Origin of the sequence: Streptomyces sp. NBC_00846 (genome assembly GCF_045207325.1) — a bacterium.
In the GTDB taxonomy this organism is placed as follows: domain Bacteria; phylum Actinomycetota; class Actinomycetes; order Streptomycetales; family Streptomycetaceae; genus Streptomyces.
Genome location: NZ_CP108847.1, coordinates 452,164 through 466,966, shown reverse-complemented (window position 1 = coordinate 466,966; position 14,803 = coordinate 452,164). Strand labels below are relative to the sequence as shown.

Annotated in this window: 13 protein-coding genes and 1 pseudogene; 8 read left to right on the top strand and 6 right to left on the bottom strand. The window is 67.8% G+C overall.

Features of this window, described 5'->3' with window-relative positions; all coding sequences use genetic code 11:
- Nucleotides 1–304: 304 nt before the first annotated feature.
- The 5 genes from OG936_RS39430 (at nt 305) to OG936_RS39410 (ending at nt 5,624) form a co-directional block, all read left to right on the top strand.
- A complete protein-coding gene (locus tag OG936_RS39430; RefSeq protein ID WP_331755412.1) occupies nt 305–1,621 on the top strand; it encodes an extracellular solute-binding protein in 1,317 nt (438 codons plus the stop codon).
- A 103-nt stretch (nt 1,622–1,724) separates the two neighbouring features.
- Nucleotides 1,725–2,681, top strand: coding sequence for a sugar ABC transporter permease (locus OG936_RS39425; protein WP_331755411.1), 957 nt, complete (start codon nt 1,725–1,727; stop codon nt 2,679–2,681).
- Nucleotides 2,678–3,523: a carbohydrate ABC transporter permease gene (locus OG936_RS39420; protein ID WP_331755410.1), complete on the top strand. Its 846-nt coding sequence runs from the start codon at nt 2,678–2,680 to the stop codon at nt 3,521–3,523. Before OG936_RS39425 ends, OG936_RS39420 begins: the two co-directional genes overlap by 4 nt.
- Nucleotides 3,524–3,594: 71 nt before the next feature.
- The gene (locus tag OG936_RS39415) at nt 3,595–5,397 is read left to right on the top strand and encodes a beta-galactosidase family protein (protein ID WP_331755409.1); all 1,803 of its coding nucleotides are present in this window, start codon (nt 3,595–3,597) and stop codon (nt 5,395–5,397) included.
- On the top strand, nt 5,394–5,624 hold the full coding sequence (locus OG936_RS39410) for a hypothetical protein (RefSeq protein ID WP_406500895.1): 231 nt from the start codon (nt 5,394–5,396) through the stop codon (nt 5,622–5,624). The genes OG936_RS39415 and OG936_RS39410 overlap by 4 nt, the downstream gene beginning before the upstream one ends.
- Nucleotides 5,625–5,814: 190 nt before the next feature.
- Here OG936_RS39410 and OG936_RS39405 read toward each other — a convergent pair whose 3' ends face one another.
- From OG936_RS39405 to OG936_RS39385, 5 genes are all read right to left on the bottom strand, one after another.
- Nucleotides 5,815–6,321: a hypothetical protein gene (locus tag OG936_RS39405; RefSeq protein WP_406500879.1), complete on the bottom strand. Its 507-nt coding sequence runs from the start codon at nt 6,319–6,321 to the stop codon at nt 5,815–5,817.
- Between the two features lie 2 nt (nt 6,322–6,323).
- Nucleotides 6,324–7,007, bottom strand: a complete 684-nt coding sequence (locus OG936_RS39400) for a hypothetical protein (RefSeq protein ID WP_331755407.1) — start codon at nt 7,005–7,007, stop codon at nt 6,324–6,326.
- A 20-nt stretch (nt 7,008–7,027) separates the two neighbouring features.
- Complete coding sequence (locus OG936_RS39395) at nt 7,028–7,261, bottom strand: DUF6225 family protein (protein WP_331755406.1); 234 nt, start codon at nt 7,259–7,261, stop codon at nt 7,028–7,030.
- Nucleotides 7,262–7,714: 453 nt separating this feature from the next.
- Nucleotides 7,715–8,920 (bottom strand): IS256 family transposase, encoded by a 1,206-nt coding sequence (locus tag OG936_RS39390; protein WP_327259778.1) that lies wholly within the window; start codon nt 8,918–8,920, stop codon nt 7,715–7,717.
- A gap of 376 nt (nt 8,921–9,296) precedes the next feature.
- Nucleotides 9,297–10,889: an IS1182 family transposase gene (locus OG936_RS39385; protein ID WP_331755405.1), complete on the bottom strand. Its 1,593-nt coding sequence runs from the start codon at nt 10,887–10,889 to the stop codon at nt 9,297–9,299.
- 196 nt (nt 10,890–11,085) lie between these two features.
- Here OG936_RS39385 and OG936_RS39380 point away from each other — a divergent pair, with 196 nt between their 5' ends.
- On the top strand, nt 11,086–12,183 hold the full coding sequence (locus OG936_RS39380; RefSeq protein ID WP_406500878.1) for an IS630 family transposase: 1,098 nt from the start codon (nt 11,086–11,088) through the stop codon (nt 12,181–12,183).
- Between the two features lie 33 nt (nt 12,184–12,216).
- On the opposite strand, the gene OG936_RS39375 is transcribed toward OG936_RS39380, so the two are convergent.
- Nucleotides 12,217–13,410: an MFS transporter gene (locus OG936_RS39375; RefSeq protein WP_331755404.1), complete on the bottom strand. Its 1,194-nt coding sequence runs from the start codon at nt 13,408–13,410 to the stop codon at nt 12,217–12,219.
- Nucleotides 13,411–13,515: 105 nt separating this feature from the next.
- Here OG936_RS39375 and OG936_RS39370 point away from each other — a divergent pair, with 105 nt between their 5' ends.
- Nucleotides 13,516–14,124, top strand: a complete 609-nt coding sequence (locus OG936_RS39370; protein WP_331755403.1) for a TetR/AcrR family transcriptional regulator — start codon at nt 13,516–13,518, stop codon at nt 14,122–14,124.
- A gap of 358 nt (nt 14,125–14,482) precedes the next feature.
- Nucleotides 14,483–14,743: pseudogene (locus tag OG936_RS39365) on the top strand (MerR family transcriptional regulator); the annotation flags it as partial.
- Nucleotides 14,744–14,803: the final 60 nt, after the last annotated feature.

The following is a 14,803-nucleotide window of genomic DNA, read 5'->3' as shown; positions in this document are numbered from 1 at the left end:
CCCTGGGTTCATCGGGTTTCACTCCCTCGGTCTCATCGTTGTCAGCATTCGACTGACTTCCTTCGGCATGCCGAAATACATTCCATTGTTCCCTGAATCTGCAGGGTCAGCGGTGGGGTGATGAAGCCTGCCTTGGATCTGTGTTTCCGCAGCGTCCCGAAAATGTGTCCGCAAGGGTGTTGACCACCCCGCCGTGTTGTGTCAAATAATTCACCATAATTCCCGAGCGGCCTTATTCGAGGCCTTCTCCGATTGCGTTCCTCTCCGTTCCAGCTGTCTTCGCGACATTTCCAATGAGGAAGTCATGCGTACGTTCTCGTCCAGATCCGCCGCCGGTGCGGCAGCCCTCTCCTTTGCCCTGCTGATGACCGGATGTTCCAGCTCCGGCAGCTCCGACTCGTCCGGGGCCTCCGGCGGTGCGACCAAGGCCGGACCGGTGTCGATGGAGTTCTGGGGCTGGGCCCCGGGCTACGACAAGATCACCGCCCAGTGGAACGCCGCCCACCCGGACATCAAGGTGACGTTCAAGCAGATCCCGTCCGGTGCCAAGGGCGGCTACGACCAGATGACCAACGCGATCACGGCGGGCAAGGCCCCGTGCCTGGCGCAGGTCACCTACAACGACATCCCGTCGATGCTGGTCAAGGAAGCGCTGATGGACATCACCCCGTACGCCTCCGGCGACACCGGCAAGTACCTGGACTGGACCGTCGCGGCGTCCTCGGCCGGCGGCAAGATGTACGGCGTCCCCGTCGACACCGGGCCAATGGCCCTGTACTACCGCGCCGACTTGTTCAAGAAGTTCGGCATCGCCAAGCCCCCCGCGACCTGGGAGGAGTACGCCGCCGACGCCGCCACGGTCCACGCGGCCGACCCGAAGGTCGCCTTCGGCACCGCGCCCCAGGACGCCTACGACATGGCCGCGTTGACCTGGCAGACCGGCAAGTCCTGGTTCGGCACAAAGGGCGAGTCCTGGCAGGTCTCCATCGACAACCCGGGCACGCAGCAGGTCGCCAAGTACTGGCAGGATCTCAAGGACAAGAAGTTGGTGATGAACAGCGGCAACGCCTGGGACCCGACCTTCGACAAGGCGTCGGAGGCCGGCAAGGTCATGACCTTCGTCAACGCCGCCTGGGCCGTCCCGGGCATCAAGGGGGACCTCAAGGACCTCGCCGGCAAGTGGGCCGTGGCCCCGATGCCGACCTGGACCGCAGGCGACCGGACCAGCGCGAACTCCGGCGGCTCCGCCACCTCCGTCCTGACCGGCTGCAAGACGCCCAAGGAGGCCGCGCGGTTCGCCGCGTTCCTGTCCAGCGACCCGGACGCGGTCAGCACCGGCATCAAGGTCGGCGGCCTGTATCCGGCGTCGAAGGCCGCTCTGGACAACCCGCTGCTGTCCCAGGGCGACCCCTACTTCGGCGGACAGAAGATCTACGACGTCTTCAAGGAGTCCGCGGCAAACATCCCCACCACCTGGGTGGTCGGGCCGACGTTCGGTCAGGTCGAGGCGGACTACTCGGACGCGATCGGCAAGGGCGGCTACCCCCAGGCCACCGCCACGGTTCAGCGGAAGACGGTCGAGAAGATCAAGAGCCTGGGGCTCTCCGTTACCGGCGGCTGATGTCGAGGGGACGTCAGGTCGCCCGAGGATTCCCGCGGTGCCGCTCGAGGGTGTGGCACCGCGGGGCCCCGTCCATACCGCAAGCGCGCGAGGAACGAACACTATGAGCACCCAGACAGCATCACCGCCCGCACCGGCGCCTCCGCGCGTGGTGGCAGGGCCGAGCCGCCACCGCCGCCGCCGGACCGCGCTGAACGCCGCCGGGTTCCTGGTTCCGTTCGGCGTCCTGTTCACCGCGATGATGCTCGCACCCATCGGCTACGCGATCTATCAGAGCTTCTACAAAGTAGAACGTCAGGGCCTGTTCGGCGGTGCGCAGACCACGCGGTTCGCGGGATTCGAAAACTTCTCCGACGCCCTCCACGACGGCGACTTCATAGCCTCGCTCGGCCGGGTGGCACTGCTCGGTGTCTTCCAGGTGCCGGTGATGCTCGGGCTGGCACTGGCCCTCGCGCTGCTGCTGGACTCGCGCTCGGCCCGGTTCAAGAAGACCTTCCGGCTGACCTTCTTCCTGCCCTACGCGCTGCCCGGTGCGATCGCCGCGGTGATGTGGTCGTTCCTCCTGGTCAAGGACCTCTCGCCGTTCACCGGGCCGCTGTCGGCGATCGGCGTCCACACCGACTTCCTGTCGGCCGGCTGGATCCCGGTGTCGATCGGCAACATGATCACCTGGGGTTGGACCGGTTACAACATGCTGATCATCTACTCGGCGCTGCAGGCCGTGCCCGGCGACGTGATCGAGGCCGCGACCCTCGACAACTGCACCGGCTGGCGCCTGGCCTGGTACGTCAAGATCCCGATGGTGCGGCCCGCCCTGGTCCTCACCATGGTGTTCTCCATCATCGGCACCGCCCAGCTCTACACCGAGCCGGCCGTACTCGCCGCCGCTCGCATCCCCGGCGCCTCCAACAAGTTCAGCCCGATCATGAACACCACGCTCACCGCCTCCCAGGCGGACCAGCACCTGGCCGCCGCCGAATCGGTCCTGCTGGCCCTTGTGACTCTGGTCCTCTCCTTCGGGCTCCTGAAGTTCACTCAGCGAAGGACGGCCGACGCATGACCACCACCCGCAGCCCGCTCGCCAGCCGCCTGGTCGTCAACGCCCTGCTCGGCCTGATGGCCCTCTACACCCTCATCCCGCTGTGGTGGCTGTTCGTCTCGGCGACCAAGGGCGAGGGGTACCTCCACCAGGGCAGCCCGCTCTGGTTCTCCCACTTCGACCTCGGTGCGAACCTCGGCCGCGTCTTCTCCTTCCAGGACGGGGTCTTCTCCTCCTGGCTGGCCAACAGCGCGCTGTACAGCCTGGTCGGCGCCACGGTCAGCACGCTGCTGTCCGTCATGGCCGGCTTCGCCCTGGCCAAGTACCGGTTCCGCGGCCGCGAGACGATCTTCAACGTGATCCTGGCCTCGGTGCTGATCCCGGCGCCGCTGTTCGCCCTGCCACTGTTCCTGATGCTGGCCGAGCTGCGGCTCACCGACACCTACTGGGCCGTCCTGCTCCCCAGCTTCGTCAGCCCCTTCGGCGTCTACCTCTCGCGCATCTACGCGTCGGCGTCCGTCCCCGACGAGTTGCTGGAGGCGGCGCGCATCGATGGCGCCGGTGAGCAGCGGACCTTTTTCCGCATCGCGCTGCCGGTCATGGCCCCAGCCCTGGTGACGATCTTCCTGTTCCAGTTCGTCAGCGTCTGGAACAACTACCTGCTGCCCGCGCTCATGATCAACGACGCCTCCAAGCTGCCGGTCACCGTCGGCCTGGTCCAGTGGCGCTCGGAGTTCGCCAACGGCGTCCCGCCGATGCTCTCGATCACCGGGGCCTTCGTCTCACTGGTCCCGCTACTCATCGCCTTCGTAGCACTGCAGCGCTTCTGGCGCAGTGGTCTCACCGCAGGCGCCGTCAAGTGACCGCAAACCCTGCTGACCCAGGCGGCTGCCTGGCGCCGCACACAAACAACGACGACCGAGAGCAGCCACGTATGAGCACGCGCCCCGCCCTGACCGTTGACGGCCACCGCTTCCTGCGCGGCGGCCGCGAGCACCGCGTGGTCTCCGCCGCCGTGCACTACTTCCGCATCCACCCCGGGCTCTGGCACGACCGGCTGCAGCGCCTGCAGGCCATGGGCTGCAACACCATCGAGCTCTACATCGCCTGGAACTTCCACCAGCCCGCCCCCGGCCCGGCCCGCTTCGACGGCTGGCACGATGTCGCCGCCTTCATCCGCGAGGCCGACGCGCTCGGCCTCGACGTCATCGCCCGCCCCGGCCCCTACATCTGCGCCGAATGGGACCTGGGCGGACTCCCGGCCTGGCTGCTCGCCAACGAGTCGATGCGCCTGCGCACCGCCGACCCCGCCTACCTGGCCGCGGTCGACCAGTGGTTCGACCAGCTGATCCCGGTCCTCGCCGAACTCCAGACCTCGCGCGGCGGCCCGATCGTCGCCGTCCAGGTCGAGAACGAGTACGGCAGCTACGGCAACGACAAGGCCTATCTGGAGCACCTCAAGGACGGCCTGCTCGCGCGGGGCATCGACTGCCTGTTGTTCACCTCCGACGGCCCGGAAGCGCGCATGCTCGCCGGCGGCACCCTCCCGGGCGTGCTGGCCACCGCCAACTTCGGCTCGCGCCCGGCCGAGGCCTTCGACGCCCTCGCCAAGTTCCAGCCCGACGCACCGCTGGTGTGCATGGAGTTCTGGAACGGCTGGTTCGACCACTTCGGCGACCCCCACCACATACGGGACAGTGCGGACGCCGCCGAGGCGCTCGACGGGATCCTCGCCGCTGGGGGATCGGTCAACATCTACATGGGCCACGGCGGAACCAACTTCGGTTGGTGGGCCGGCGCCAACCACACCGGCAAGACCCTCGCCGACCCCGGCTACATGCCCACGGTTACCAGCTACGACTATGACGCGCCGATCGGCGAGGCCGGTGAACTGACCGAGAAGTTCCACGCCTTCCGCGAGGTCATCGGCCGCTACGTGCCGCTGCCGGCCAGGGAACTGCCCGTCCAGCCGGCGCGGGTCGACCCGCAGACCGTCCCCGCCACCCGGGTGGCGGCCCTGAGTGACAGCCTGGACCTGCTCTCCGTCGCGACGCACCGCCCCGCGCCCGAACCGATGGAGAAGCTCGGCCACCATCGCGGGCTCGTCCACTACCGGCACCGCATCACCGGGCCCGGCGGTCCGGCCACGCTGACCGTCGACGGCATCCGGGACCTGGCGCAGGTCTTCCTCGACGGGCGACTGGTCGGCGTGCTCGAACGCGACGACCTGTCGCCGACCATCGAGCTGTCCGTCCCCGAGGGCGGCGCGGAACTGGAGATCCTCGTCGAGCCCTTCGGCCGGGTCAACTACGGCCCCCACCTGGCCGACCGCAAGGGCCTGGTCGCAGGCGTGCGCCTGGACTACCAGCACCTGTTCGGCTGGGACATCCGCGTGCTCCCCCTCGACGACCTGGCCGCCCTGCCCGCCGCCCCGGCCGCCGGGACCGGCGATGGCCCCGCCTTCCACCGGGCCATCGTCGAGTTGCCCGAACAGGCGGACGCCTTCCTTGCCGTCCCGGGCAGCGACCGCACCCTGGTCTGGCTCAACGGCTTCCTCCTCGGCCGCCTGCGGACGGAGAAGGGCCCCCAGCGCACCCTTTACGCCCCGGCGCCCCTGTGGCAGGCGGGCGACAACGAAGTTCTGGTGCTGGACCTCGCCGGGGCCGCCGTGCCACTGGCCGTGGAACTGCGGTCCGCGCCCGACCTCGGGCCAGCCGCGTCGGCACCCCAGTACTGACACCGCTGTACCGCCCGAACGAGACATCACCATCCAGCGGGCACGGAGATGCGATCAGCGGCGGCGGGGCGACCTCGCGGCTGCTGATCGACTACCCCGAGCCCCAGCGCAGCCAGGTGCTCGACTACCCGATTAAGCCCGGCTACGGCGCATGCAGGCATCGAGGCCGCCGACCGGTGCAGTGTGGTGCGGGGACGCGGGAGCCACCGCACCACACTGGTCTCTAACGCCTGAGCCACGGGCAGTTGCCTGCCAGCATGGCGCACTCGCGGTCTGCCTGACCGGGTACGACACGCCCCGCCGCCATCCGGTGTGCGGCCGGCGCCGCAAAGATCGGTTCACGCGCTGTAGACGGTGGCCCGGCTCGCGGAGCGGGCTCACGAGTACGGCTGCTCGTCCTGTGCTTCCATGGGCCCGTCAGCGACTTCCCCCAGCCGGCCGCCGCTGGTGTGGCGGCCCGGAGACGTAGGCGTCCATGCTTGCTGTGGCCAAGGGGTGGAGAGGCGCTGTCTCGAACTCGCCGTGCAGGCGCAGCAGTACATGGTCGTCACCGACCAGGCAGTCGGTGTACGGAAGGGTGTGGGACAGCAGGCGGGCGGAGACGTCGCAGGCCGCCCGGAGGTCCACTTTGTCGAGGCCGAGCCAGACGTGCAGTGTGCCGTCCTGAACCGTCAGTTCGACGTCGATGCGGGTGCCGGCCGCCTCGGCGGCTTCGCCGCACCACGTCAGGGTCTCGTCCAGCGCGCCGAGGTGGACAGGGAGCGGACGGAAGACCTCTTGACGCATGTTGTCGCGGACCGTGACGCCGGTGGCCGGGGCCTGGTCGCGCCACCACTCCTGCACGATGTCGCGGACCGAGGCGGCCGCCTGCGGCCCGCTGCTCAGCGCTCGCCGTACGGCGTCCGCCGCGTTTCGCCGGACCACGCTCACGGCGTCGGGTCCGGGGGCAGCGGCCATGCGGCGCAGGAGGGAGCCGGGTCCGATGCGCGCGTCGTCGAGGACCTTTCGGTACAGCTCGCGCAGTGCGTCCGGTACGGCCGTGCTGTCCGGCCCGAGCAGGGGCGGACGCGTTCTGCCCAGGCGAGAAACGCGTTGGTGTCGCCGGTGGTGAGGAGGTCGGTGCCGAGGTCGCCGCGGGCGAGTATGCGGGTGCGCTGCCGTTCCGTCGTCCGGCCGAGGCCATCGAGCTGGGCGCGCAGGAGGAAGGCGAGCAGGAGGAAGGCGAGCAGGTCCCGTTCCCGGGCGGGGGGATCGTCGATGACACCGTTGACGGGGGTGGCGAGGATGTCGAGGACGGCCTCGACGGTCGCCTTCTTCGCCTCCGGCTTGCCGGGGGTTCCGGGCAGACGCTCGGTCCACCGGTGGACCTGGTCCCGCGCGTCCCGCAGCTCGATCGTGGCGGTGTAGCTCTTCAGGTGGTCCGGCCCCGAGACGTCGTATGTGTACTCGTGGTTGATGCCGTACGTGGGACATGTACCGCATTCCGTGCCCGACCTGCCGGGCCGAACCCGGTGTCCAGTGCACGATCGCGGGCGGGCACAGCGTTCGCTACAACCGAATGATGGAGCTCTTCCGGGCAGGCCAGCTGTCCACGTAGATGCCTCCCACAAGCTGCTCCTACACGATGGGTTCAGTCGAGGACGTCATACTCGTCGGGCTTCCAGTCGGCGAACAGAGTCAGCGCGTTCTCGGTCTCCGTGCGCTCGGGTGAGGTGGAGGTGGCCGGCCACCAGTTCTCTACGTGGTGGGCGTCGACGAGGACGGATTCGCGGTATCCGTCGAAGTCGCCGGGGTCTTCGGCGACACCGATGTGGATCGGTGTGTCATCGGGCAGGTCTTTGATGGCGTCTGCACGAGCTCCCACTCCTGGTGCCGCTGGTAGTCGCGCACGTCTTCGAGTGTCACGCCGTTTTCGGGACGGGCGCCCCCGGGGAGCAGATCGGCTGCCTGCTGAAGGAGCGTGAAGGCAACATCCATGCCGGGCATTCTCCACGGCGCTGACCGCCTCCTCGCCGGCACCCTGACGACATCGATCTCCGCGACCGCCTGTCCACAGGAATCCTGGCCGCTACTCTCCGCGACCCGCTGGGAGTCGACCTGAACCTGACGATCAGCCAGGCATCGGCGAACGAAAGACAGATATGCTCTGGCGACTCAGCGTATCGGGAGCAAAGTCGGGGGTGCCATGAGTCGACCGTTGCTACTGGCGGTGGGCAGTATTGGTTCTTGCCCAGTGCGCCAAGGGAGTAGTCACGTTGGGTGACTACGTCCCGGATCGGGTGTGTCCAGTAGACGGCTGATCCAGTTTTTGTAGGGGTCAGTTGGCGGCCGGGGTGAGCCGGCCTTCGAAGGCGATCTGGAAGGCGTTCAGGGGTGCCTTCCAGCGGATGGTCCACCGCTTGCGGCCCTTGCCGGTCGGGTCCAGGCTCATCAGTGCCATGTAGACGCACTTGAGGGCCGCGGCCTCGTTGGGGAAGTGTCCGCGGGCGCGGACGGCCTTGCGGATGCGGGCGTTGACGGACTCGATCGCGTTCGTCGAGCAGATCACCTTGCGGATCTCGACGTCGAAGGAGAGGAAGGGGACGAACTCGGCCCAGGCGTTCTCCCAGAGCCGGATGACCGCCGGATACTTCTTCCCCCACGCGTCCTGGAACTCGCTGAACCGCTCGGCCGCGGCGGCCTCGTTCGGGGCCGTGTAGACGGGCTTGAGCGCCTTGGCGATCTTGTCCCAGTCCTGGCGGGCCGCGTGCCGGAAGCTGTTCCTCAGCAGGTGAACGACGCAGGTCTGGACAATCGTGCGAGGCCAGACCGTCTCAACCGCCTCGGGCAGGCCCTTCAACCCGTCGCAGACCAGCATCAGGACGTCGTCCACGCCCCTGTTCTTGAGGTCCGTGAACACGCTCAGCCAATACTTCGCGCCCTCGCCGCCGTCGCCGGCCCAGATTCCGAGGATGTCGCGGTGGCCCTCGGCGGTGACCGCCATGACGACGTAGATCGGCCGGTTGGCCACCTGCCCGTCCCGGATCTTGACGTTGATGGCGTCGACGAACAGCACCGGATAGACGCGGTCCAGCGGCCGGTTGGACCATTCGGCCATGCCGTCCATGACCTTGTCCGTGATCGTGGAGATCGTGGCCTTGGACACGCTCGCGCCGTAGACCTCGGCCAGGTGCGCGGAGATCTCACCGTGCGTCAGGCCCTTCGCCGACAGGGACAGCACCATCTCGTCCACGCCCGTCAGGCGCCGCTGCCGCTTCTTGACGATGGCCGGCTCGAACGTGCCCGCCACGTCCCGGGGGACCTTGACCTCGACCGGGCCGACATCGGTCAGCACCGTCTTCGCCCGGGTCCCGTTGCGGGAGTTGCCGCTGCCCCGGCCCTCGGCGTCGTGCTTCTCGTAGCCGAGGTGATCGGTGATCTCGCCCTCCAGGGCGGACTCCAGGACCCGCTTGGTCAGCTGCTGGAGCAGCCCGCCCTCCCCGGTCAGCTGCAGACCCTCGCTGCGGGCCCGGTCCACGAGCATCGCAACCAGCTGCTCGTCACTCGCCGGCACGGCCACCGCCGCCGGCTCGCTGCCCGGTATCTGCTCGATGGTGGTGTCGCTCATCTGGCGTCTCCTTGATCATCGGATCCGCCGTTCATTGAACACTCCCCACGGATCACCTGTGGACAGATTTCGGAGCCTGCGCAGGTCGGGCCGGGTGTCGGCGTCCGTCCGTACGGTGGGAGGCATGACGACGTCCTCCACCCCCGAGCCGGTGCCGGTGCCCATCCGGGTGCTGCTGCCCGGGGACCAGGCGTTCTCTGGGGTAGATGCTGTGGCACGAGGCAGATCTAGAAGACTGCTGAAAATCTTGTTGAGGGGCTGTTTGGCCGTAGGCCGGGCGGCCCCTTCTTCGTCATGGGGTGGCCGGGGCGAGGTGCCAGGTGGTGTTGGTGCGGGTGAGTCCGAGGTTGATCAGTCGGCGGAGGTTGAGGGCGGCGGCGCGGTGGTGGAGTGCGATGTTGTTGGCGATGACGCCTCGGTAGCGGACTCTGCGGTTGCCGTGGGCGACGAGCCAGGCGATGGCGCGTTCGACCGGGGGCCGCCATCGGCGGTATTCGTCCTGCCAGGCGGTGTCGGTGGCGGCCTGGACGCGGGCTGCGGTCAGCAGTTCGTGCTGAGGGTGGACGTTGATAACCCGTCCGGTCTTGGAGGTTGTGCAGCGTTCCCGCAGCGGGCAGCCGGTGCACAGCCGTTTGAACTGGGCGGTGCGGCCCCCGTCGGCCTTGGTGCGGCCCAGGTTCGCGGTCTGTCCGGCCGGGCAGGTCACGGTGGCGGCGTCGGTGTCGACGTGGAAGTCGTCGATGGTGAAGCCTCCGGGGACGGCCTGCCGCAACGGCGGCGGCTTGACCACCAGGACGTGGCCCTGGGCGGTCAGTTGTTCACGCAGGTCGCCGGTGCCGTAGGCGGAATCGCCGAGCACGGTCAGCGTCTCGCCCTCGCTGTGGTCTTCGTCGGCCAGCAGGTCCAGCGCGACGGCGGCCTCGTGGTTGTCCGGCCCGTAGCCGCTGGTTAACGCGACGGCAGTGAACAGTCCGGCCTCTGGCTCGAAGGACACGTGCCCTTTGAAGCCCTCCTGGTGGCGGGTTCGGTTCTTGTGGATGTGCCGGGCATCGGGGTCGACGGTGGACACCGTCCGGTCGGGCACGGTGCGCATGGCGATGCGCCAGCGTCCGTCGCGGCCGTCGGAGTCCTCGGCCGGCTCCACGTCCTGGCCTGCGACGAGGGCGAGAAGGCCCACCGCGTTCGCGGCCCGCTCGCCCAGCTCACGCTCGGGAAGACGGCCGAGCATGTTGAGCGCGTCGGTCACCAGGGCGTCGACCAGCGCCTCGCGGGCGGCTTCGTCATTCCAGGCGATCCTGGGTTTGCCGGGGTCGGTGTAGTCGTGAGCAGTACACCACCGGCCGGCGACCTCGCCGGCGCCGGGGACCTCACGGATCACCCGGCGGATCGCGGCCACGATCTGGGTGACGGTGTCCTGAGTGGCCACCGCATCGTCCAGGACGGTGGAGTCCAGCGCCCGGCGCTGCTTTCCTCTGAGGACACCGGTGGCAGTCACCACCTCTTTGACCTTGGTGAAAATCCGCGTCGGGTCGGCCGAGCGGGCGAGCCGGCGCCGGAAATAGGTCAGCAGCGAGGGATCGAAGGCGGTGTCGTACAGGCCCAGCCCGCAGGCGGCCTTCCAGCGCAGGTCACACCGCAGTTCCTGGACTGTCTCGAAGTCCGACAGCCCCTGCAGGCTCTGCAGTACCACCGTCGCGGCCAGCACCTGCGGCGGCAACGACGGCCGTCCGTTGGCCGACGGATACATGTCCGCGAAGAACTCTGGCGGGAACAGCACCTCACGATGCTCGGCCAGGAAAGCGAACACACTCCCTGCCGGGATCAACTCCCGGCAGGTCTCCCACACATCCGGCCCGACCATCTCCCCGGCCCATTCCCCCTGCATGCTCACAAGACTGGCCCCGGACCTGCCGGTCCGGGGCCAGAACGCAAAAGATTTTCAGCAGTCTTCTAGGGGGATTGCCGCAGCTCAGCGCCGGGTTCCCTGAAGCTAGTGGCTCGTCTCGCAGCGTTGGGCGGGTAATCGACGTCCCGTCTGATGATCAGCAGACTGTCTCCAGGACTTGATCTTGGAGGTGATCGTGGGACGTCGACCGAGTGTGTTCGTCCGTTCGGTCAGCGTGGAGGAGGGCTGCCGCCTGCAGCGGATCAGCCGGACTGCGAAGGACCCGGTCCGGCTGCGGCGGGCGATCGTGGTGCTGATGTCCGCCCAGGGCCAGACGGTCAAGGACATCACCTCGCTGATGCAGGTCGGCGAGGACTACGTCCGCGATGTCATCCACGCCTTCAACGAGCGGGGGTTCGACGCGCTGGACCCAAAATGGAGCGGGGGACGCCCCAGGACGATCAATGAGCGGGTGCGCGAGCACATCTGCCTGATCGCCCGGACGTCCCCCGCCGACTGGGGCCTGACCGGCTTTGCCACCTGGAGCTTGTCCAAGCTCGCCGACCACCTCGTCCAACGGCACGTGGTTCCGAAAATCAGCCGGGAGACGCTGCGCCGCATCCTGCGCTCCGGCAAGATCTCCTGGCAGGCCACAACCACGTGGAAGGCCTCTACCGATCCGAACTTCATCGCCAAGATGCACGGGGTCTTGGCCCTGTACGACACCCCGCCGGCCGGCGGCCGGGTGATATGCGTCGACGAGTTCGGCCCTCTCAATCTTCAGCCGCGCAAGGGCAGGGCCTGGCGTCCAGTAGGCAAGCCCAGCCGGCTGCGGGCCACCTACCACCGGTTCGGCGGCGTGATGCACATGCTTGCCGCCCTCGACCTGGCCACTGGCAAGATCTACTACAGGATCCGGCAGCGCAAACGCTGGCGAGAGTTCCTCGGCCTGCTCAAGACCCTGCGCTCCCGCTGGCCTGGGGAGAAGCTGTACGTCGTCCTGGACAACTTCTCCCCCCACAAGCACGCCGAGGTCCTCAGCTGGGCCGCTGACAACGACGTCGAGCTGGTCTTCCTGCCGACCTACGGATCCTGGCTGAACTGGATCGAATCGGAGTTCGCGGCCCTGCGCTACTTCGCCCTCAACGGCACCGACCACCGCACCCACGAGGAGCAGAACGCCGCCATCGCCGCTTACATCCGCTGGCGCAACACCCGCACCGAGCCCAAGATCAACTTCGCCCCCGACTCGTCAATCCGCCAGTGGACGGCATACCCGTCCAAGGCTGCATGACAAGCCACGAGGAGTGGTCCGGTCAGTTCTCGATCAACGCCCTGCGGGGAATGCTGCGCGCCGGCCGAAGCCGACCATGACGAGCGCCATGAGTGTGAGAGCGATCATCCCGGCTGGAAGAGCCGGTGCGCCCACGCCATCGACGACCACGGCCCCCGCAGCACCGCCCGCAAAGATCGCCATGTTGAATGATGTCGTCAGCATCGCGTTCGCCGCATCGGCGTTCTCGCCGGCGGCCTCCCCCATGGCCGTCTGCAACTGCGTCGCAGAGCCGCCGAACGCGAGGCCCCACAGGACGATCGCGAGTAGCACGAGCACAGTGGATTGCTGCGCGGCGGCAAGAAGCGCTGCGGCGACTATGAACAGGGTCACGCTTGCCAGGGTGAGCCTGCGAAGTGCGCGGTCGATGAACACGCCGGTGATCCAGATACCTCCGAGTGCAGCGATGCCGAAGACGAGAAGTGTGGCGTCGGGCCGGAGGGCGAGACGCATCTGCTGCAGATAGGAAGCGATGTAGGTGTAGAGCAGGTTGTGCGCGAGCATCCAGACGAATACGACGGCGAGGATGGTCGCCACGCCGGGAATGCCCAGTACTCGGCTGAGCGGAGCGCGTGTCTGTGTCGACTGCCCCGGGGCGTCGGGCACGAGGAACTTCGCGAAGATCATGACGATGACGCTGAGAAGTGACATCGCGGCGAAGGACCAGCGCCACCCGACCGTCGAGCCCAGCCAGGCGCCAAGTGGTGTTCCGACGGAGAGCGCGACGGGGGTTCCGGTCATGGCGATGGCAAGGGCACGCCCGGCGTGCTCAGGTGCGACGATACGCCGGGCGTATCCGGCAAGCATGCCCCACAGCAGACCAGAGAAGGCTCCCCCGACAAACCGGGCGACGAGAGCGACGGTGAACGACGGCGATACCGCGGTGACGGCGTTCGCGACAAGGAACCCGAGCAGGCCCGCAAGAAGGAGCGGCTTCCGCCGTGCCCCGCGCGTCAGCGTGATTGCGGGTATCGCTGCGAGGACCGTTCCGATCGCGTAGGCGCTCACGAGCTGGCCGGCGCCGCCTTCGGAGACGTCGAGTCCTGCAGCGAGCTGCGGGAGCAGCCCCGCCGGGAGCGTCTCAGTCATGATCACGATGAATCCGGTGCACGCCATCACCACCAACGCCGCAACGGGGAGCGACTCGTGCGCTCGCTCGCGGACCGGCGTGGGGCACGTTGTGGTCATCGGGTCGGACTCCTCCACTAGTTATGGATTGACTGATCCGATATTGATAGACGTGCTTACGGGTGTCAAACTGGATCAACCAGTCCGCAATAGAGGAGGTTCGCCGTGCCCCCCATCGGCCGTCCCCGCATCTTCGACATGGAGGCCGTCTTGGAGGCCGCGATGCTGCTGTTTTGGGAACAGGGCTACGAAGCGACATCGCTGGCCCAGCTCCGCGAGACCACAGGGCTGTCCTCCGCGAGCCTCTACGGCGCCTTCGGCTCGAAGGAGGGACTGTTCGAGAAGGCCGTTGAGCACTACATCGCCGGACCGGGCAGCGTCACCGATATCGTGGCCGACGAGGCGGAAAGTCCCCGCGAGGCCATCGCCCGGCTCCTCCACGGGTCGATCAACATGCAGACCGACACATCCCACCCTCGCGGATGCCTCGTCGCCCTCTCGGGGACGGTCCGGGCACCGGGAGCAGGCGAGGCCGGAACACGAAAGGTCGTAGCGGCGCGCCGCGCAGCGGACCGAGCACGCATCAGGGCGTGCATCGTACGCGGCATCGCCTCAGGAGAACTCGCCGAAGACACCGACGTGGACGGCGTCACGTCAATGATCCACGGCTTCTTGCTCGGTATTTCGACACAGGTATGTGACGGCACATCGGCACGGCACCTGCACGCCGCGGCCGACGCCGTGCTCGCGAACTGGGACACACAGGGACGCTGACGCTCACGCGCACCACACGTCGACATCGGTTACGCACAGCCCCGGAACCGCACGACCTCAGGTGACATGAATCGCGTGCACAACCGGCGGCGCACCTGGCCGCCCTGGCCTGCTGACTGCCGGGCAACCCGTCAATTACCCGGCCAACGATGCGAGCCGAGCCACTAGCAGCCGCAACAGGCGTTGCACGATCGCTGGTTCGGGTGATGCGCCCAGACGGGAGCACTCGCGGTGGTGAAGGTGAACCTCTCCGGTGCGCCGGCCACAGCTTGACCTTCGAGTCGGGTGGAAGGTTTAGCGTCGATGGTGTGACGACCTACCGCAGCTCGCCGAACGCTCCGGCGTTCCGGCGACGACGCTGCGTTTCTACGAGAGTGCCGGGCTACTGCCAGCGGAGCGGGCCGCGTCCGGATACCGGGTGTACGACGAGGATGCGGTCGACCGGCTGGCGTTCATCTCCTCGGCGAAGCTGCTGGGCCTGGCGTTGGAGGAGATCCGCGACCTCCTGGACGTACGGGAGGAAGGCTTCTGCGCCGCGGTCCGGGCTCGGATGCTGCCGCTGGTCGCCGACCGGATCGGGGACACCGACGGCAGGGTCGCTGAGCTGCGCGCCTTCTCCGGCCTTGGGGACCAACGGAACAGTCAGTATCGGTGAGATTGATCTTGAACAGTCGGAGGA